This window comes from Paraburkholderia adhaesiva (genome assembly GCF_021390575.1).
Taxonomy (GTDB): domain Bacteria; phylum Pseudomonadota; class Gammaproteobacteria; order Burkholderiales; family Burkholderiaceae; genus Paraburkholderia; species Paraburkholderia adhaesiva.
In genome coordinates this window covers 3,034,374-3,052,514 of the sequence record NZ_JAJEJQ010000001.1, presented here as the reverse complement: position 1 = coordinate 3,052,514, position 18,141 = coordinate 3,034,374, and the positions used below count along the sequence as shown (strand labels likewise).

Annotated in this window: 30 protein-coding genes; 28 read left to right on the top strand and 2 right to left on the bottom strand. The window is 60.5% G+C overall.

Translation table 11 applies throughout. The features are described from left to right. Nucleotide 1 precedes the first annotated feature (1 nt). From rplB to dsbD, 27 genes are all read left to right on the top strand, one after another. A complete protein-coding gene (rplB, locus tag L0U80_RS13905; RefSeq protein WP_233864964.1) occupies nt 2-829 on the top strand; it encodes a 50S ribosomal protein L2 in 828 nt (275 codons plus the stop codon). Nucleotides 830-839: 10 nt separating this feature from the next. Beyond that, a complete protein-coding gene (gene rpsS / locus L0U80_RS13900; protein WP_027797286.1) occupies nt 840-1,115 on the top strand; it encodes a 30S ribosomal protein S19 in 276 nt (91 codons plus the stop codon). Nucleotides 1,116-1,127: 12 nt separating this feature from the next. Further along, complete coding sequence (gene rplV / locus L0U80_RS13895; RefSeq protein WP_004199272.1) at nt 1,128-1,457, top strand: 50S ribosomal protein L22; 330 nt, start codon at nt 1,128-1,130, stop codon at nt 1,455-1,457. Nucleotides 1,458-1,468: 11 nt separating this feature from the next. Further along, complete coding sequence (rpsC, locus tag L0U80_RS13890) at nt 1,469-2,263, top strand: 30S ribosomal protein S3 (RefSeq protein WP_028213348.1); 795 nt, start codon at nt 1,469-1,471, stop codon at nt 2,261-2,263. 2 nt (nt 2,264-2,265) lie between these two features. Beyond that, nucleotides 2,266-2,682, top strand: a complete 417-nt coding sequence (gene rplP / locus L0U80_RS13885; RefSeq protein WP_092002755.1) for a 50S ribosomal protein L16 — start codon at nt 2,266-2,268, stop codon at nt 2,680-2,682. A gap of 10 nt (nt 2,683-2,692) precedes the next feature. Then, entirely contained in the window at nt 2,693-2,887 is a 195-nt protein-coding gene (gene rpmC, locus L0U80_RS13880) for a 50S ribosomal protein L29 (RefSeq protein WP_075159014.1), read from the top strand. Beyond that, nucleotides 2,884-3,156, top strand: a complete 273-nt coding sequence (rpsQ, locus tag L0U80_RS13875) for a 30S ribosomal protein S17 (protein ID WP_027797289.1) — start codon at nt 2,884-2,886, stop codon at nt 3,154-3,156. Before rpmC ends, rpsQ begins: the two co-directional genes overlap by 4 nt. 422 nt (nt 3,157-3,578) lie before the next feature. After that, nucleotides 3,579-3,947, top strand: coding sequence for a 50S ribosomal protein L14 (gene rplN, locus L0U80_RS13870; protein ID WP_124152989.1), 369 nt, complete (start codon nt 3,579-3,581; stop codon nt 3,945-3,947). Between the two features lie 9 nt (nt 3,948-3,956). Then, nucleotides 3,957-4,265, top strand: coding sequence for a 50S ribosomal protein L24 (rplX, locus tag L0U80_RS13865; protein ID WP_124152990.1), 309 nt, complete (start codon nt 3,957-3,959; stop codon nt 4,263-4,265). Nucleotides 4,266-4,281: 16 nt separating this feature from the next. Further along, entirely contained in the window at nt 4,282-4,821 is a 540-nt protein-coding gene (rplE, locus tag L0U80_RS13860; RefSeq protein WP_028222621.1) for a 50S ribosomal protein L5, read from the top strand. Nucleotides 4,822-4,828: 7 nt separating this feature from the next. Further along, nucleotides 4,829-5,134 carry a 30S ribosomal protein S14 gene (rpsN, locus tag L0U80_RS13855; protein ID WP_233864962.1) on the top strand — a complete coding sequence of 102 codons (306 nt, stop codon included), beginning with the start codon at nt 4,829-4,831 and terminating at the stop codon, nt 5,132-5,134. A gap of 14 nt (nt 5,135-5,148) precedes the next feature. Next, nucleotides 5,149-5,544 (top strand): 30S ribosomal protein S8, encoded by a 396-nt coding sequence (rpsH, locus tag L0U80_RS13850; RefSeq protein WP_111487243.1) that lies wholly within the window; start codon nt 5,149-5,151, stop codon nt 5,542-5,544. Between the two features lie 18 nt (nt 5,545-5,562). Further along, complete coding sequence (gene rplF / locus L0U80_RS13845; RefSeq protein WP_233864960.1) at nt 5,563-6,093, top strand: 50S ribosomal protein L6; 531 nt, start codon at nt 5,563-5,565, stop codon at nt 6,091-6,093. Between the two features lie 12 nt (nt 6,094-6,105). After that, nucleotides 6,106-6,471, top strand: coding sequence for a 50S ribosomal protein L18 (gene rplR, locus L0U80_RS13840; RefSeq protein ID WP_233864951.1), 366 nt, complete (start codon nt 6,106-6,108; stop codon nt 6,469-6,471). Nucleotides 6,472-6,486: 15 nt separating this feature from the next. Then, a complete protein-coding gene (gene rpsE / locus L0U80_RS13835) occupies nt 6,487-7,005 on the top strand; it encodes a 30S ribosomal protein S5 (protein WP_027797297.1) in 519 nt (172 codons plus the stop codon). A gap of 11 nt (nt 7,006-7,016) precedes the next feature. Beyond that, entirely contained in the window at nt 7,017-7,199 is a 183-nt protein-coding gene (rpmD, locus tag L0U80_RS13830; RefSeq protein ID WP_006400644.1) for a 50S ribosomal protein L30, read from the top strand. A 30-nt stretch (nt 7,200-7,229) separates the two neighbouring features. After that, nucleotides 7,230-7,664, top strand: coding sequence for a 50S ribosomal protein L15 (gene rplO / locus L0U80_RS13825; RefSeq protein ID WP_027797298.1), 435 nt, complete (start codon nt 7,230-7,232; stop codon nt 7,662-7,664). 59 nt (nt 7,665-7,723) lie between these two features. Continuing rightward, the gene (gene secY / locus L0U80_RS13820; RefSeq protein ID WP_233864949.1) at nt 7,724-9,070 is read left to right on the top strand and encodes a preprotein translocase subunit SecY; all 1,347 of its coding nucleotides are present in this window, start codon (nt 7,724-7,726) and stop codon (nt 9,068-9,070) included. An 8-nt stretch (nt 9,071-9,078) separates the two neighbouring features. Next, on the top strand, nt 9,079-9,297 hold the full coding sequence (infA, locus tag L0U80_RS13815; RefSeq protein ID WP_004521905.1) for a translation initiation factor IF-1: 219 nt from the start codon (nt 9,079-9,081) through the stop codon (nt 9,295-9,297). Between the two features lie 21 nt (nt 9,298-9,318). Further along, nucleotides 9,319-9,435 (top strand): 50S ribosomal protein L36, encoded by a 117-nt coding sequence (rpmJ, locus tag L0U80_RS13810; protein ID WP_027819338.1) that lies wholly within the window; start codon nt 9,319-9,321, stop codon nt 9,433-9,435. A gap of 35 nt (nt 9,436-9,470) precedes the next feature. Continuing rightward, on the top strand, nt 9,471-9,836 hold the full coding sequence (gene rpsM / locus L0U80_RS13805; protein WP_124152997.1) for a 30S ribosomal protein S13: 366 nt from the start codon (nt 9,471-9,473) through the stop codon (nt 9,834-9,836). Between the two features lie 25 nt (nt 9,837-9,861). Then, nucleotides 9,862-10,266 carry a 30S ribosomal protein S11 gene (gene rpsK, locus L0U80_RS13800; protein WP_017777173.1) on the top strand — a complete coding sequence of 135 codons (405 nt, stop codon included), beginning with the start codon at nt 9,862-9,864 and terminating at the stop codon, nt 10,264-10,266. 164 nt (nt 10,267-10,430) lie between these two features. Continuing rightward, nucleotides 10,431-11,054, top strand: coding sequence for a 30S ribosomal protein S4 (rpsD, locus tag L0U80_RS13795; protein WP_124152998.1), 624 nt, complete (start codon nt 10,431-10,433; stop codon nt 11,052-11,054). Nucleotides 11,055-11,179: 125 nt separating this feature from the next. Next, entirely contained in the window at nt 11,180-12,157 is a 978-nt protein-coding gene (locus L0U80_RS13790; protein WP_233864947.1) for a DNA-directed RNA polymerase subunit alpha, read from the top strand. A gap of 163 nt (nt 12,158-12,320) precedes the next feature. After that, the gene (gene rplQ, locus L0U80_RS13785; protein ID WP_027797304.1) at nt 12,321-12,713 is read left to right on the top strand and encodes a 50S ribosomal protein L17; all 393 of its coding nucleotides are present in this window, start codon (nt 12,321-12,323) and stop codon (nt 12,711-12,713) included. A gap of 215 nt (nt 12,714-12,928) precedes the next feature. Further along, a complete protein-coding gene (gene cutA, locus L0U80_RS13780; RefSeq protein WP_373322201.1) occupies nt 12,929-13,240 on the top strand; it encodes a divalent-cation tolerance protein CutA in 312 nt (103 codons plus the stop codon). Next, nucleotides 13,233-15,134, top strand: a complete 1,902-nt coding sequence (dsbD, locus tag L0U80_RS13775) for a protein-disulfide reductase DsbD (protein ID WP_233864943.1) — start codon at nt 13,233-13,235, stop codon at nt 15,132-15,134. Before cutA ends, dsbD begins: the two co-directional genes overlap by 8 nt. 92 nt (nt 15,135-15,226) lie before the next feature. Here the strand turns inward: dsbD and hemB are convergent, their stop codons facing one another. Both hemB and yihA read right to left on the bottom strand, forming a co-directional pair. After that, complete coding sequence (gene hemB / locus L0U80_RS13770) at nt 15,227-16,225, bottom strand: porphobilinogen synthase (protein ID WP_233864941.1); 999 nt, start codon at nt 16,223-16,225, stop codon at nt 15,227-15,229. A gap of 323 nt (nt 16,226-16,548) precedes the next feature. After that, nucleotides 16,549-17,220, bottom strand: coding sequence for a ribosome biogenesis GTP-binding protein YihA/YsxC (gene yihA / locus L0U80_RS13765; RefSeq protein WP_233864939.1), 672 nt, complete (start codon nt 17,218-17,220; stop codon nt 16,549-16,551). A gap of 237 nt (nt 17,221-17,457) precedes the next feature. On the opposite strand from yihA, the gene L0U80_RS13760 reads away from it, so the two are divergent. Then, nucleotides 17,458-18,108: a c-type cytochrome gene (locus tag L0U80_RS13760; protein WP_233864937.1), complete on the top strand. Its 651-nt coding sequence runs from the start codon at nt 17,458-17,460 to the stop codon at nt 18,106-18,108. Nucleotides 18,109-18,141: the final 33 nt, after the last annotated feature.

The following is an 18,141-nucleotide window of genomic DNA, read 5'->3' as shown; positions in this document are numbered from 1 at the left end:
CATGGCAATCGTGAAAGTTAAGCCGACTTCGCCGGGTCGCCGCGCGATGGTTAAGATCGTCAACAAGGATCTGCATAAGGGTGCGCCGCACGCGCCGCTGCTCGAAAAGCAATCCTCGAAGGCTGGTCGTAACAACAATGGTCGCGTGACGACGCGTCACCAGGGTGGCGGTCACAAGCAGCACTATCGTGTTGTCGACTTCCGTCGCAACAAGGACGGCATCCCGGCAAAGATCGAACGTCTCGAGTACGACCCGAACCGTAGCGCGAACATCGCGCTGGTTCTGTACGCAGACGGCGAGCGCCGTTACATCATCGCTCCGAAGGGCGCGACGGTGGGTCAGCAACTGATGTCCGGTTCGGAAGCGCCGATCCGCTCGGGTAACACCCTGCCGATCCGTAACATTCCGGTCGGTACGACGATCCACTGCATCGAAATGCTGCCGGGCAAGGGCGCGCAAATGGCGCGTTCGGCTGGTACGTCGGCGATGCTGCTGGCACGTGAAGGCGTCTACGCGCAGGTTCGTCTGCGTTCGGGCGAAATCCGCCGCGTGCATATCGAGTGCCGTGCAACGATCGGTGAAGTTGGCAACGAAGAGCACAGCCTCCGTCAAATCGGTAAGGCTGGCGCGAACCGCTGGCGCGGTATCCGCCCGACGGTGCGTGGCGTTGCAATGAACCCGGTTGATCACCCGCACGGTGGTGGTGAAGGCCGCACGGCTGCAGGTCGCGATCCGGTGAGCCCGTGGGGCACGCCGACGAAGGGCTACCGCACCCGCAGCAACAAGCGCACGACGAGCATGATCGTCCAGCGCCGTCACAAGCGCTAAGGAGTAGGCAATGGCACGTTCTATTAAGAAAGGTCCGTTCTGCGACGCCCATTTGCTGAAGAAGGTTGAGGCGGCTGCAGCTACGCGTGACAAGAAACCGATCAAGACCTGGTCGCGTCGTTCGACGATTCTGCCGGACTTCATCGGCCTGACGATCGCCGTTCATAACGGCCGTCAACACGTTCCCGTGTATGTCACGGAAAACATGGTCGGCCACAAGCTTGGCGAGTTCGCACTGACCCGTACGTTCAAGGGTCACGCGGCCGACAAGAAGGCCAAGAAATAAGGGGCAATCAAGATGGAAGTGAAGGCAATTCATCGCGGTGCCCGCATCTCGGCGCAGAAAACGCGCCTTGTGGCTGACCAGATCCGCGGTCTGCCGGTTGACAAGGCACTGAACGTTCTGACGTTCTCGCCGAAGAAAGCGGCCGGCATCGTGAAAAAGGTTGTGCTCTCGGCGATCGCAAACGCTGAACACAACGAAGGCGCCGACATCGACGAGCTCAAGATCAAGAGCATCTACGTCGACAAGGCTGCTTCGCTGAAGCGTTTCACCGCACGCGCAAAGGGTCGCGGTAACCGCATCGAGAAGCAATCCTGTCACATCACTGTGACGGTCGGGAATTAAGGAGCCATACGATGGGACAGAAAATTCATCCGACTGGCTTCCGTTTGGCCGTCAGCCGCAATTGGGCGTCGCGCTGGTACGCGAACAACAACAATTTCGCGGCGATGTTGAAGGAAGACATCGGTGTTCGTGAATACCTGAAGAAGAAGCTGAAGAACGCTTCGGTGGGCCGTGTTGTGATCGAGCGTCCGGCAAAGAACGCTCGCATCACGATTTACAGCTCGCGTCCGGGTGTGGTGATCGGCAAGAAGGGCGAGGACATCGAACTCCTCAAGGCCGAACTCCAGAAGCGCATGGGCGTTCCGGTTCACGTGAACATCGAAGAAATCCGCAAGCCGGAAACCGATGCTCAACTGATCGCCGATTCGATCACGCAGCAGCTCGAGCGCCGGATCATGTTCCGCCGCGCGATGAAGCGCGCGATGCAGAACGCGATGCGTCTGGGTGCCCAGGGCATCAAGATCATGAGCGCCGGCCGTCTGAACGGTATCGAAATCGCGCGTACCGAGTGGTACCGCGAAGGTCGAGTGCCGCTTCACACGCTGCGTGCTGACATCGACTACGCGACCTCGGAAGCGAAGACGACGTACGGCATCATCGGCGTGAAGGTTTGGGTCTACAAGGGCGACACGCTCGGCCGCAACGACGCACCGGTGGTGGAAGAAGTCGCCGAAGAAAAGCGTCCGCGCCGCAACGCGCGTCCGGGCGATCGTCGTCCGCGTCGTGATGGCGAAGGCGCACCGGGTGCCCGTCGTGGCGCACCGCGCCGCGGCGCCGCCGGCGGTGACGGCAAGAGTGGAGAATAACGATGCTGCAACCGAAACGCAGGAAGTATCGCAAAGAGCAGAAGGGTCGTAACACCGGCGTCGCAACCCGCGGCAACGCAGTTTCGTTCGGTGAATACGGTCTGAAGGCTATCGGTCGCGGCCGCCTGACCGCACGTCAAATTGAAGCGGCGCGTCGTGCAATGACGCGTCACATCAAGCGCGGTGGCCGCATCTGGATTCGCATTTTCCCGGACAAGCCGATCTCGCAAAAGCCGGCTGAAGTACGTATGGGTAACGGTAAGGGTAACCCGGAGTACTACGTCGCCGAGATTCAGCCGGGCAAGATGCTCTATGAAATGGACGGTGTGACCGAAGAACTGGCCCGTGAAGCGTTCCGTCTGGCTGCAGCTAAGCTGCCGCTGAAGACGGTCTTCATGGTTCGCCAGCTCGGCGCCTAAGGAGTAAATGATGAAGGCATCCGAACTTCACCAGAAAGACAAGGCCGCGCTCAACAAAGAGCTGTCGGACCTCTTGAAGGCGCAATTCGGCCTGCGCATGCAACTCGCGACCCAGCAGCTCACGAACACGAGCCAGCTGAAGAAGGTTCGTCGCGACATCGCACGTGTGCGGACCGTCCTGACTGAGAAGGCGAACCAGAAATGAACGAAAGCGTGAAAACCTCGCTTAAGCGGACGCTGGTCGGCAAGGTCGTCAGCAACAAGATGGACAAGACGGTCACCGTCCTGGTCGAGCGCCGCGTCAAGCACCCGATCTACGGTAAGTACGTCGTGCAGTCGAAGAAGTACCACGCTCACGACGAATCGAACACGTACAACGAGGGTGACCTCGTTGAAATCCAGGAAACCCGTCCGATTTCGAAGACGAAGGCCTGGACTGTGTCGAAGCTGATCGAAGCGGCCCGCGTCATCTAAGGGAGTCATCCCTGGAAGACGTCTCACACCGGGGCCTGGCTTGGGCTTAGTCCTAGGCTTAGTCCGTTCGTCAGCCCCGGCGTGATGCGCAGTAGTAGAAGTAGTTGAAATCGCTAAAGATTTCGCTTGCAAGACCAGGATTGTCTAGTTACAATCTTGGTCTTCCCTCTTTATGGGCTCGCTGTTGGCAAAGCGGTGGGCGTAAGTAGGTGGGGAGTCTGCAAAGACTGTAAGTTGCGAAGTTGGGCGCCAGCCCGGGTTCGCAAGATTCACCGGAATGCGATGGCCGGTTTCGTTTGCCGTCGCTGCTGTTCTTACCCAAGCAGCTGAGCGGTCGTTCTAGTGGCGGCGCGGCTGACGGGACCAAGACTGACCGGGTGTGCCATGGTGGTGCAACCGGATTAAGTTGGGAAAGATAAACCATGATCCAGACCGAATCTCGGCTTGAAGTAGCCGACAACACGGGTGCGCGTGAAGTCATGTGCATCAAGGTGCTCGGCGGCTCGAAGCGTCGTTATGCCAGCATTGGCGACATCATCAAGGTGACCGTCAAGGAAGCAACGCCGCGCGGGCGCGTGAAGAAGGGCGAAATCTACAACGCTGTTGTAGTTCGCACCGCGAAGGGCGTGCGCCGTCAAGACGGCTCGCTGATCAAGTTCGATGGCAACGCCGCCGTGCTTTTGAATACCAAGCTTGAGCCGATCGGCACCCGTATTTTCGGGCCGGTGACGCGTGAGCTGCGTAGCGAACGATTCATGAAGATCGTTTCGCTGGCGCCGGAAGTGCTGTAAGGAGTCGCGATGAACAAGATTCGCAAGGGTGACGAAGTCATCGTCACGACCGGCAAGGACAAGGGCAAGCGCGGTGTCGTGCTGGCCGTTGGTGAAGAGCGCGTGACCGTCGAAGGTCTCAACATCGTGAAGAAGCATGTAAAGCCGAATCCGATGAAGGGCACGACTGGTGGCGTGGAAGCCAAGGCGATGCCGCTGCACATTTCGAACGTCGCGCTCGTCGACGCGAATGGCAAGGCTTCGCGTGTCGGCATCAAGGTCGAAGGGGACAAGAAGGTTCGTTTCCTGAAGACGACCGGTGCTGTCCTGAGCGCCTGACGCTGCGGAGTAAAAAATGGCACGTTTGCAAGAATTTTATAAAGAGAAGGTCGTTCCGGGCCTGATCGAGAAGTTCGGTTACAAGTCGATCATGGAAGTGCCGCGCCTCACCAAGATCACCCTGAACATGGGTGTTGGTGAAGCCGTCGCTGACAAGAAGGTCCTCGAGCACGCTGTTGGCGATCTGACGAAGATCGCTGGCCAGAAGCCGGTGATCACGAAGTCGCGCAAGGCAATTGCTGGCTTCAAGATCCGCGAAGGTTACCCGATCGGCACGATGGTCACGCTGCGTGGCCAGGCTATGTACGAATTCCTGGACCGTTTCGTGACGGTTGCGCTCCCCCGCGTGCGCGACTTCCGTGGCGTGTCGGGCAAGGCGTTCGACGGCCGTGGTAACTACAACATCGGTGTGAAAGAGCAGATCATTTTCCCCGAAATCGATTACGACAAGGTCGACACGCTGCGTGGTCTGAACATCAGTATCACGACGACTGCGAAGACCGACGAAGAAGCAAAGGCACTGCTCGCCGGCTTCAAGTTCCCGTTCAGAAACTGAGGTTACCGTGGCTAAACTGGCACTGATCGAACGTGAAAAGAAGCGCGCCCGTCTGGCAGCGAAGTTCGCACCGAAGCGCGAAGCGCTGAAGGCGATCATCGACGACCAAAGCAAGTCGGAAGAAGAGCGCTACGCAGCTCGTCTGGAACTGCAACAACTTCCGCGCAACTCGAACCCGACCCGCAAGCGTAACCGCTGCGCGATCACGGGTCGTCCGCGTGGCACGTTCCGCAAATTTGGTCTCGCACGTAACAAGATTCGTGAAATCGCGTTCCGTGGTGAGATCCCTGGCGTCACCAAGGCGAGCTGGTAATAGGAGAAACATAAATGAGCATGAGTGATCCTATCGCCGATATGCTGACTCGCATCCGCAATGCGCAGATGGTCGAGAAAGTTTCGGTTGCTATGCCCTCGTCGAAAGTCAAGATTGCGATCGCGCAGGTCCTGAAGGACGAAGGTTATATCGACGACTTCGCGGTGAAGACCGAAGGTGCGAAGTCGGAATTGAACATCGCGTTGAAGTACTACGCTGGCCGTCCCGTTATCGAGCGCCTCGAACGCGTCTCGAAGCCGGGTCTGCGCGTGTACCGCGGCCGTAACGACATCCCGCAGGTCATGAATGGCCTCGGCGTTGCGATCGTGTCGACGCCCAAGGGTGTGATGACGGACCGCAAGGCTCGCGCCACTGGCGTGGGCGGCGAAGTCATCTGCTACGTCGCTTAACGCCGAAGGAGAAGAAACATGTCTCGAGTAGGTAAGAGCCCGATCGCGCTGCAAGGCGCAGAGGCGACGCTCAGCGACGCGAAGATTACCGTCAAGGGCCCGCTGGGTACGATTTCGCAGGCAGCGAACCGCCTCGTGAAGGTGGTGAATGACAACGGTACGCTCAAATTCGAGCCGACCGACGACAGCCGCGAAGCCAATGCGATGTCGGGCACGATGCGCGCGATCGTCGCGAACATGGTGCAAGGCGTGACGAAGGGTTTTGAGCGCAAGCTGACGCTGGTTGGCGTCGGTTACCGTGCTCAAGCGCAAGGCGACAAGCTGAACCTGTCGCTGGGTTTCTCGCACCCCGTGGTGCACATGATGCCGGAAGGCGTCAAGGCTGAAACCCCGTCGCAAACGGAAATCGTGATCAAGGGGATCGACAAGCAGAAAGTCGGCCAAACCGCAGCCGAAGTGCGCGGTTATCGCCCGCCTGAGCCCTATAAGGGCAAGGGTGTGCGTTACGCCGACGAGGTTGTGATCCTCAAAGAAACGAAGAAGAAGTAAGGGTGCGCAATCATGGATAAGACTCAATCTCGCCTGCGCCGCGCTCGTCAGACGCGTCTCAAGATCGCTGAGCTGCAAGTCGCGCGCCTGGCCGTGCATCGCACGAACACGCACATCTATGCACAAGTGTTCTCGCCCTGCGGCACCAAGGTGCTCGCCAGCGCGTCGACGCTCGAAGCCGAAGTGCGTGCGCAACTCGCAGACCAGACGGGCAAGGGCGGCAACGTCGCCGCTGCCACGCTGATCGGCAAGCGTATCGCAGAAAAGGCCAAGGCTGCCGGCATCGAATCCGTCGCCTTTGACCGCTCGGGTTTCCGCTACCACGGCCGCGTCAAGGCGCTGGCTGAGGCCGCGCGTGAAGCCGGGCTCAAGTTCTAAGGGAAGGAATTCGTCATGGCAAAGATGCAAGCGAAAGTTCAGGCTGACGAACGCGACGACGGCCTTCGTGAAAAAATGATTTCGGTCAACCGCGTGACCAAGGTCGTGAAGGGTGGCCGTATTCTCGGCTTCGCCGCACTGACCGTGGTTGGCGACGGTGATGGCCGCGTCGGTATGGGCAAGGGCAAGGCAAAGGAAGTGCCGGTCGCTGTCCAGAAGGCGATGGAACAAGCTCGCCGCAACATGTTCAAGGTGCCCCTGAAGAACGGCACCCTGCAACACGAAGTGCACGGCAAGCACGGCGCATCGGTGGTCCTCCTCGCTCCGGCGAAGGCTGGTACCGGCGTGATCGCCGGCGGCCCGATGCGCGCAGTGTTCGACGTGATGGGCGTGCAGAACGTCGTGGCCAAGAGCCACGGTTCGACGAACCCGTACAACCTCGTTCGTGCCACGCTGGACGGTCTGCGCAAGCAGTCGACGCCGGCTGACATCGCGGCGAAGCGCGGCAAGTCCGTCGAAGACATTCTGGGCTAAGGGTGGGCACCATGTCTGAAAAAACTGTCAAGGTTCAGCTCGTCAAGAGCCTGATTGGGACCCGCGAATCGCACCGCGCCACGGTGCGCGGCCTCGGCCTGCGTCGCCTGAACTCGGTCTCCGAGCTGCAGGACACGCCGGCTGTGCGCGGCATGATCAACAAGGTCTCGTACCTCGTTAAGGTCATCGCCTAAGCGGTCACCAGAAGACTCCAGGAGTTGAAAATGGAATTGAATAACCTGAAGCCGGCAGAAGGCGCGAAGCACGCAAAGCGTCGCGTCGGTCGCGGCATCGGCTCCGGCCTCGGCAAGACCGCTGGCCGTGGTCACAAGGGTCAGAAATCGCGTTCGGGCGGCTTCCACAAGGTCGGCTTCGAAGGCGGTCAAATGCCGCTGCAGCGTCGTCTGCCGAAGCGTGGCTTCACCTCGCTGACGAAGGAATTCGTCGGTGAAGTGCGCCTCGCTGACATTGAGAAGCTGCCGGTCGACGAAATCGATCTGCTGGCTCTCAAGCAGGCAGGCCTCGTTGGCGAACTGACCAAGAGCGCAAAGATCATCGCCACCGGCGAAATCAAGCGCAAGGTCGTCGTGAAGGGTCTGGGTGCGACGAAGAATGCGCGTGCTGCGATCGAAGCAGCAGGCGGTTCTTTTGCCGAGTGATTGTGAGTGGTGCGTGCGGGCTTGCCCGCCGTCACTAACATCTGCATCGGAGAAGCTAGTTGGCTAACAGCCCGAGTCTCGCAAAAACCGGTCGCAGCGCACCGAAGTTCGGCGATCTGCGTCGGCGTGCAGTGTTCCTGTTGCTGGCGCTCGTCGTTTATCGCGTCGGCGCGCACATCCCGGTTCCGGGCATCGACCCGGACCAGCTCGCGAAGCTCTTCCAGAGCCAGTCGGGCGGCATCCTTGGCATGTTCAACATGTTCTCGGGTGGTGCGCTGTCGCGGTTCACGATCTTCGCGCTGGGTGTGATGCCGTATATCTCGGCGTCGATCATCCTGCAGCTGATGGCGATTGTTTCGCCCCAGCTGGAGGCGCTGAAGAAAGAAGGGCAGGCAGGACAACGCAAGATCACGCAGTACACGCGGATCTTCACGGTGGTTCTGGCGACGTTTCAGGCGTTCGGCATTGCCGTCGCGCTGGAAAATCAACCTGGGCTCGTGATCGATCCGGGCATGGTGTTCCGCCTGACGACGGTCGTGACGCTCGTGACGGGTACGATGTTCCTGATGTGGCTGGGTGAGCAGATCACGGAACGTGGCCTCGGCAACGGTATCTCGATCATCATCTTCGGCGGTATCGCGGCGGGCTTCCCGAATGCGATCAGCGGGTTGTTCACGCTGGTGCAGACTGGCTCGATGGGCCCGTTCTCGGCAATCATCGTGGTCGTGTTGATCGCAGCTGTGACGTATCTGGTGGTGTTCATCGAACGCGGCCAGCGCAAGATCCTCGTGAACTATGCGAAGCGTCAGGTCGGTAACAAGATTTACGGTGGGCAGTCGTCGCACCTGCCGCTGAAGTTGAACATGTCGGGCGTGATTCCGCCGATCTTTGCATCGTCGATCATCCTGTTCCCGGCAACCATCCTGAACTGGTTCAGTTCAGGGTCGCAAACCAGCTGGTTCGCGAACACGCTGCACAACGTGGCCGAGGCCCTCAAGCCTGGCCAGCCCGTGTACGTGTTGCTGTACGCGTTGGCGATCGTCTTCTTCTGCTTCTTCTACACCGCGCTGGTGTTCAACAGCAGGGAAACGGCCGACAACCTGAAAAAGAGTGGCGCGTTCGTACCTGGCATCCGCCCTGGCGATCAAACGGCCCGTTATATCGACCGCATCCTCACGCGTCTGACGCTGGCCGGTGCGATCTATATCGTGTTCGTTTGCCTGCTGCCGGAATTTCTGGTGCTGCGCTGGAATGTGCCGTTTTATTTTGGTGGAACGTCGCTGCTGATCATTGTCGTCGTCACAATGGACTTCATGGCGCAGGTGCAGTCGTACGTGATGTCGCAACAATATGAATCGCTGCTCAAGAAGGCTAACTTCAAGGGCGGCGGCGTCCCGATGCGTTAAAAGGACCTATGGCCAAAGACGATGTAATCCAGATGCAAGGCGAGGTTATCGAAAACCTCCCCAATGCGACCTTCCGGGTGAAGCTGGAAAACGGCCATGTCGTTCTGGGACATATTTCCGGAAAGATGCGGATGCACTACATTCGCATTCTCCCGGGCGACAAGGTGACGGTTGAATTGACGCCTTACGATCTGTCGCGTGCGCGGATCGTGTTCCGGGCGAAGTGATTTAGGAAAAAGGGTAATATCATGAAAGTGATGGCATCGGTAAAGCGCATTTGCCGCAACTGCAAAATTATCAAGCGCAACGGCGTCGTTCGCGTGATCTGCAGCTCGGACCCGCGCCACAAGCAGCGTCAAGGCTGATTAGCGCGCTTGCGCTTTTTGTTTGAGGAAAAACAATGGCTCGTATCGCAGGGGTTAACATCCCGAACCACCAGCACACCGAAATCGGCCTGACGGCAATTTTCGGTATCGGCCGCACGCGTTCGCGCAACATCTGCGTGACCGCTGGCGTCCCGTTTGACAAGAAGGTCAAGGACCTGAACGACGCGGATCTTGAAAAGCTGCGTGAGGAAGTGGGCAAGTTTGTCGTCGAAGGCGATCTGCGCCGTGAAGTGACGATGAACATCAAGCGCCTGATGGACCTCGGCTGCTACCGCGGCGTGCGCCATCGCAAGGGCCTGCCCCTGCGCGGCCAGCGTACGCGTACCAATGCGCGCACGCGCAAGGGTCCGCGCCGCGCAGCGCAATCGCTGAAGAAGTAAGCGGAACTAGTTACAGGAAAACGTAATGGCTAAGGCTTCGAACAACACCGCGGCGCAACGCGTTCGCAAGAAGGTTAAGAAGAACGTCGCCGAGGGCGTGGTTCACGTTCACGCGTCGTTCAACAACACCATCATCACGATCACCGACCGTCAAGGCAACGCGCTTGCCTGGGCAACCTCGGGCGGTCAGGGCTTCAAGGGTTCGCGCAAGTCGACCCCCTTCGCAGCTCAGGTCGCAGCCGAGTCGGCTGGCCGCGTGGCGATGGAATACGGCGTGAAGAACCTCGAAGTGCGTATCAAGGGCCCCGGTCCTGGCCGCGAATCGGCGGTGCGCGCGCTGCATGGTCTTGGCATCAAGATCACCGCGATCTCCGACGTGACGCCGGTTCCGCACAACGGCTGCCGTCCGCCGAAGCGCCGTCGTATCTAAGGCGTCGCTTTTGCCTTGTGCCTGTGCCACCGGAAACGGTGTGTGCGGGCGCTTGGCGTTAATGAATTGACTAAGCCCACCGTTCGGTTCAAAGAGCCGGACTAGCGCGAAGGCAGGGTTTTCCGACTTAGCCCTCGCGTGATCAATTATCGAAGGAAAGTAACGTGGCACGTTATATCGGCCCGAAGGCCAAGCTGTCCCGCCGTGAAGGCACCGACCTCTTCCTGAAGAGCGCCCGCCGTTCGCTCGCTGACAAGTGCAAGCTGGACAGCAAGCCGGGTCAGCACGGCCGCACCTCGGGTGCCCGTACGTCGGACTACGGCACGCAGCTGCGCGAAAAGCAAAAAGTGAAGCGCATCTACGGCGTGCTCGAGCGTCAGTTCCGCCGCTACTTCGCGGAAGCGGACCGCCGCAAGGGCAACACCGGTGAAAACCTGCTGCAACTGCTCGAGTCGCGTCTCGACAACGTCGTGTACCGCATGGGCTTCGCCTCGACGCGCGCTGAAGCGCGTCAGCTCGTGAGCCACAAGGCGCTCACGCTGAACGGCGTCGTCGCAAACGTGCCGTCGATGCAAGTGAAGGCGGGCGACATCGTCGCCATCCGCGAAAAGGCGAAGAAGCAGGCTCGTATCGTCGAAGCACTGTCGCTGGCTGAACAAGGCGGCATGCCGCAGTGGGTTTCGGTCGATGCGAAGAAGTTCGAAGGTACGTTCAAGGGCATGCCGGAACGCAGCGACATCGCTGGCGACATCAACGAAAGCCTGATCGTCGAATTGTATTCGCGTTAATGGGATCGACGGCCGAGTGCGCCTCTGTGCTTCGCGCAAGAGGCGTCCTCGGCTGTTCGTTTTCAGGTTGTTGCCATCTCAGCCTTATCGGTGTAACGAGCCGAGGGTATTGAAAAGGAAACCCTATGCAAACCAGTTTGCTGAAACCCAAGATCATCGCTGTGGAATCGCTCGGCGACAACCACGCGAAAGTGGTTATGGAGCCGTTCGAACGCGGTTATGGCCACACCTTGGGTAACGCGCTTCGGCGCGTACTGCTGTCGTCGATGGTGGGCTACGCGCCGACCGAAGTGACGATCGCAGGCGTCGTGCACGAGTATTCGACGCTCGACGGTGTGCAAGAGGACGTGGTCAACCTGCTGCTGAACCTGAAGGGTGTGGTTTTCAAGCTGCATAACCGTGACGAAGTGACGGTTACGCTGCGCAAGGAAGCCGAAGGCGTCGTGACGGCGGGCGACATCGAACTGTCGCACGATTGCGAAGTCATCAATCCCGATCACGTGATCGCGCATCTGACGAAGGGCGGCAAGCTCGACGTTCAGATCAAGGTTGAAAAGGGCCGCGGCTATGTTCCGGGCAACGTGCGCCGTTACGGCGACGACTCGGCCAAGATCATCGGCCGTATCGTGCTGGACGCGTCGTTCTCGCCGGTTCGCCGCGTGAGCTATGCCGTGGAAAGCGCGCGTGTCGAACAGCGTACCGACCTCGACAAGCTCGTGATGAACATCGAAACCAACGGCGTGATCTCGCCGGAGGAAGCGATCCGTCAATCGGCGCGCATCCTCGTGGATCAGCTGTCGGTGTTCGCTGCTCTGGAAGGCACGGAAACGGCGGCGGAAGCCCCGTCGCGCGCACCGCAGATCGACCCGATCCTGCTGCGTCCGGTCGATGATCTCGAACTCACGGTTCGCTCGGCGAACTGCCTGAAGGCCGAGAACATCTACTACATCGGCGACCTGATCCAGCGCACCGAGAACGAGCTGCTCAAGACCCCGAATCTGGGTCGCAAGTCGCTCAACGAGATCAAGGAAGTGCTCGCTTCGCGCGGTCTCACGCTCGGCATGAAGCTCGAAAACTGGCCGCCGGCCGGGTTGGACAAATAAGTCGACAAGTAAGCTAGTCTGGCACGGACGCGGATTTTCCCGAATTTTTCCTGTAGAATCCGCGTCTTGCCTATTTCACGTACCGGCCCGTGCTTCGGTTGGGTTGTAAGACCCGCGAAGCGATAGAAGAGCTGGACTAAAACTCTGTTTCAAGGAAATTGAAATGCGTCACCGTCATGGTCTGCGGAAACTGAACCGCACGAGCAGCCACCGTCTGGCAATGCTCCGTAACATGTCCAACTCGCTGATCGAGCACGAAGTCATCAAGACCACGCTGCCGAAGGCGAAGGAACTCCGTAAGGTTGTCGAGCCCCTCATCACGCTCGGCAAGAAGCCGTCGCTCGCGAACCGCCGTCTGGCGTTCAACCGCCTGCGCGATCGTGACTCGGTCACGAAGCTGTTCGACGTGCTCGGTCCGCGTTTCGCGAACCGTCCGGGCGGCTACCTGCGCATCCTGAAGTTCGGCTTCCGCGTCGGCGATAACGCACCGATGGCGCTCGTCGAACTGCTCGACCGTCCGGAAGTCGCGGAAGAGAACGTGCAAGAAGCTGAATAAGCTTCCTGCGGCGCTCCAGCCGTATAAGAAAAAGCCAGGCCTAGCCTGGCTTTTTTGTTTTGGACGCGAAATATTCGCGCACTGGGGGCGTTAGCCCTCTGTAGGGGCGCTTTGTCGCTCGGGCCGGCGCCAGAAGGCGATCGCCGCCGGTGGTACGATTACGTCCTGCTTGATGCCTCGTGCCGGAGTTCGCCTTGACTCTCAATGTGACCCTGATGTTGACCACGGTGCCCGACGCCGCAACGGCCGATCGGCTGACGGCGGATGCGCTCGCCCAGCGTTTCGCCGCGTGCGTCACACGAATGGGCGCTGTTCATTCGCAGTATCACTGGCAAGGCATAGTCGAATCTGCCGACGAAATCCAGTTGATCTTCAAGACGAGCGTAGCCCGCGCAGACGATCTCGAACAGTTCATCCAGACCCAGCACCCCTACGACACGCCCGAGATCCTCTCGTGGCAAGTCACGGCGTCGAACGCTTACGGGCAGTGGGTCAACGCCGAAACCCAGCGACCCATTCATGTTTAATCGTTTCGAACGGCGCTTGCGCGTCGCGTTTTCCTTCCTGATTGCGGTGCTTTCGCTTGTCGCGTTTGCACCGATCGCGCACGCCGACGACGATTTCCTGCCGCCCGACCAGGCGTTCACGTTCAGTGCCTCCGAGCAGCCCGGCGCAATCGACGTTCACTTCAAGATCGCCGACGGCTACTACATGTACCGGGAGCGCTTCGCGTTTGCGACGCGCAATGGTTCAGCCACGCTCGGCACGCCTGATATTCCTGCGGGCCACGTCAAGTTCGACCAGACGTTCCAGAAGAACGTCGAGACGTATCGCGGTCAGGTGACGATCCGCGTGCCCGTGAAGAGCGCGAGCGGTCCATTCGATCTCGCGGTGACATCACAAGGTTGTGCCGACGCGGGCATCTGCTATCCGCCGGCCACGCATGTCTTTCACGTGAGTGGTGCGGCGCTGCAATCAGCGACGCAGGGCGCGGTAGCGGGTGCAGCTCAGACTGCCGCCTTTTCGCCGGTGCCAGCCGCGCCGGCCGATAGCGAACCGTGGTACGAGCGTGCGACCAGCGCCGACTATGCACAGTCGCTGCTGCAGGGCGGTGGTTTCTTTGCCGTGGTGGGGCTGTTCTTTGTCGCGGGAGTGGTCCTGAGCCTGCTTCCGTGCTCGTATCCGATGATCCCGATCCTCTCGGCGATCATCATCGGTGAAGGCGCGCGGGTCACCCGCGCGCGCGGCTTCGCGCTCTCGTTCACCTACGTGATCGGGATGGCACTGGTCTACACCGTGCTGGGGGTCGCGGCGGCGCTCGTCGGACAGAGTCTCGGCGGGTGGCTGCAGAACCCTTGGGTGCTCGGCGTGTTCGCACTGCTGCTGACGGTGTTCGCGCTTGCGCTGATTGCCGGTTACGACATCGCCCTGCCGCAGCGCTGGCAGGATGGCGCCTCGCGGGCTTCGCAGGGGCGTTCGGGCGGCAAGTTCGCCGCTGTCGCCGTGATGGGCGCGCTCTCGGCCCTGGTCGTTGGAGCATGCATGACCGCGCCGCTCTTCGCCGTGCTCGCGTTCATCGCCCATACGGGTAACGCCGCGCTCGGCGGTGCCGCGCTATTTGCCATGGGTATTGGCCTTGGCGTGCCGCTCATGATCATCGGACTCGGTGCCGGTACGTTGTTGCCGCGCGCCGGTGTCTGGATGGACGGCGTAAAAGTGTTCTTTGGCGTCGTGCTGCTCGCCGCTGCGCTGTGGATCGTGTGGCCCGTGCTTGGCGCCATTCCGCAGATGCTGCTTGCCGCACTGTGGCTGCTGCTCGCTGCCGCGGCGCTCGGGCTATTCACGCCGAACGCGGGCGCACCGAACGTCTGGCGCCGCTTGGGACGTGGCGTCGGCGCCGCTTTCGCGATCTGGGCGGCGACGCTGCTCGTCGGGCTTGCTGCGGGCTCGACCGATCCGCTGCGCCCGCTCGGCGTCCTCGCAGCGCGCGTTGGTAGCACGAGCGCTACCGCAACGGTGGCCGCAAACACCCCCGTTGCGAGCGATCTGACCTTCACCCGGGTGGCTTCGCCCGCGCAGCTCGATGCGGTGCTAGGCACGGCGGGCAAGCCGTCGATGCTCGACTTCTACGCGGACTGGTGCGTGAGCTGCAAGGAGATGGAGAAGTTCACGTTTAGCGACCCTCGCGTGCAGGCGCGTTTGAGGCAGCTTCACCTGATGCGCGCGGACGTCACCGCGAACAACACGGACGATCAGGCGCTGCTCAAGCGCTTTGGCCTGTTTGGACCGCCGGGTATCATTTTCTTCGACGACAGGGGCCACGAAGTGCTGCGCGTCGTGGGATATGAGAACGCGGATCGCTTCCTCGCGCGTCTCGATCGGCTGGCCGCTCCGGCGACGCCGCCCGCACCGCAGTCGTAGACACTCAGCGTACGCAATAAACAAAAAGGCACGTCGATTCGACGTGCCTTTTTGTTGGCGAAGACGCTTGGGCGTTCGGAGCGCGTCGTGCGTTACTTCTGCGCGCGCAGGATACGCGCGGCGTCTAGCGCGAAGTACGTGAGAATGCCGTCCGCGCCCGCCCGCTTGAACGCGAGCAGCGATTCCATCATCGCCTTGTCGTGATCGAGCCAGCCGTTCTGCGCGGCTGCTTTGAGCATCGCGTATTCACCGCTCACCTGGTACACGTAGGTCGGGAAACGGAATTCGTCCTTCACACGGCGCAGGATATCGAGGTACGGCATGCCGGGCTTGACCATCACCATGTCGGCACCTTCCTCGATGTCGAGGCGCACTTCGCGTAGCGCTTCGTCGCTGTTGGCCGGGTCCATCTGGTAGGTCATCTTGTTGCCCTTGCCCAGATTCGAAGCAGAACCGACTGCGTCGCGGAATGGTCCGTAAAACGCCGAAGCATATTTGGCCGAGTAGGCCATGATCTTCGTGTGGATGTGGCTCTCGCTTTCCAGCATCTCGCGGATCGCGCCGATGCGCCCGTCCATCATGTCCGAAGGCGCCACGATATCGACACCCGCTTCGGCCTGCGTGCGGGCCTGCGCAACGAGAATCTCGACGGTCTCGTCATTGATGACGTAGCCGTTTTCGTCGAGCACGCCGTCCTGACCGTGGCTCGTGTACGGGTCGAGTGCGACGTCGCAGAGCACGCCCAGTTCCGGAAAGCGCTTCTTGAGTTCGCGCACGGCGCGCGGGATCGTGCCGTCGGGATTAGTGGCTTCGATGCCATCGGGCGTCTTCAGCGACGGATCGACCGCGGGGAAGAGCGACAGCACCGGCACACCGAGTTCCACGCACTGCTCGGCGACGCCCATCAGCAGGTCGATCGAAACGCGATCGACACCCGGCATCGACGGTACGGATTCGCGCACGTTGTTGCCCGCGACGACGAACACGGGGTAGATCAGATCGTTGGTGGTCAGGAGGTTTTCGCGCATCAGGCGGCGCGAGAAATCGTCACGGCGCATGCGGCGCGGACGATGATGCGGATAGAAGCTCATGTCGGCGGATATCGTGAATCGAACTGCGTCGCCGGGGGCCCCGGCGACATTTCAGGACAATGGTATATCATACGGTCGAGCGAGGCGCCCTGCGCCAGACTCCCCGCTTCTCCTCCCTGAGCGGGTGCCTGTCGTTTTTCGATAAGGCTGTTTAGCCCGCCGGCATTGACGGCGGGTTTTTTTATGCGCGGCGAAAATGTTCAGCGCGGTGCGCCAATATGGCGCGTCGCGAGTCATCTAGCACGCGGATCAGATCGTCGCCGCAGCGTCGTAAAGGTGGGGGGTATAGCGGTGCCGCATGTTTGCGAGCACCAGGTTCGCAGTTATCGAGCGGGGCGTTCGGCTGCTTCGTCCGAGGCGCTGGCGTCGGTGGGCGGCACGATCCAGCTCTCGATCCGCGCATGCGCTTCGTCTAGTCCCACGCGCTTGAGCGCCGAGAACAGCTGCGCACTCAGTTCGCCCTCGAAACCCTGCTGTTTGTATTCGTCAAAGCCCTTCTTGGCCGTACGCAGCGAGAGGACGCACTCTTGGCGCGTCAATTTGTCGCATTTCGTCAGCAGCGCGTGGATCGGTTTGCCCGTCGGCGCAAACCACTCGATCATGCGGCGATCGAGTTCAGTCAGTGGACGGCGTGCATCCATCATCAGGATCAGGCCACGCAGTTGCGCACGCGTTGCCAGATACTGCGACAGGAGCACTTCCCAGTGCAGCTTCGACGCCTCAGGCACTTCGGCGTAACCGTAACCGGGCAGGTCGACCAGATAACCGGCGGGGTCGTCGGCTTTGCCCACCGAGAAATAGTTGATGTGCTGGGTGCGCCCCGGCGTCTTCGATGCGAAGGCGAGCCGCTTCTGGTTGCACAACAGGTTGATGGCAGTTGACTTGCCCGCGTTCGAACGGCCGGCGAACGCAATTTCCGGGCGTGCCGTCGCGGGCAGATCGCGCAGGTGGTTGACGGTCGTGAAAAAGCGGGCTTGATGCAGCAGCAATGCCATCTGGGAAACCACAATGTGAGACAAACTTGGCGGCGTCGCCGCAGACCCGGAGGCGGCCGGGAGGAATTCGAAGACATCGGGGCGAGGCCCGATAGGCGCGGTCGCGCGCACCGCGCTATTGTACAATGCGACGGTTTACTGAATACCTGTAGGGCCAGCGCGGGTCATTGGAGATAGATCGGTTGCTGTCGTCACTTTGCAGAACCTGATACCCACAAGATAAAACTAGGTGCGCGAATGAATCGACTGTGTAAGTCGTTGAAGGTATTCGAATTTGCGGTCGCGGCGGGTCTTGCAGCAACTCTTTCGATGGCGGCGTCGGCGGAACCGGCCAAACCGGACCTCGCCCGCGGGCAGGCCATTGCGTCGCAGGTGTGCGCTGCGTGTCACGGCGCGGACGGCAACAGCGCTGCGGGCGCCTATCCGAAGCTCGCCGGCCAGCACGCCGAGTATCTTGTGAAACAGCTCCGGGACTTTAAACCGCAGGGTGGGAAGCCGCCACTTCGTAATAATCCCATTATGGCGGGCTTTGCCGCTGTGCTTTCTGACCAGGATATGATCAACGTCACGGCGTGGTTCTCCTCGCAAACACCCAAGCCAGGTTTTGCCCACGACGTTAAGACTGTTGCGCTCGGCCAGACCATCTGGCGCGGGGGTATCGCCGACAAGGGCGTTCCGGCCTGCGCGGCGTGCCACGGGCCGGCCGGTCAGGGCATTCCAATCCAGTATCCGCGTTTGTCGGGCCAGTGGTCGGAATACGTCGTTGCACAGCTCAACGCTTTCCAGCAGGGGACACGCAACAACAGCGACCCGATGCGCCAGATCGCGCACCGGATGGCGGACGACGAGATCAAAGCCGTCGCCGACTACGCCGCTGGCTTGCACTGACGCACTGACGTTTCGGCGCGCGACTCGCGCGCT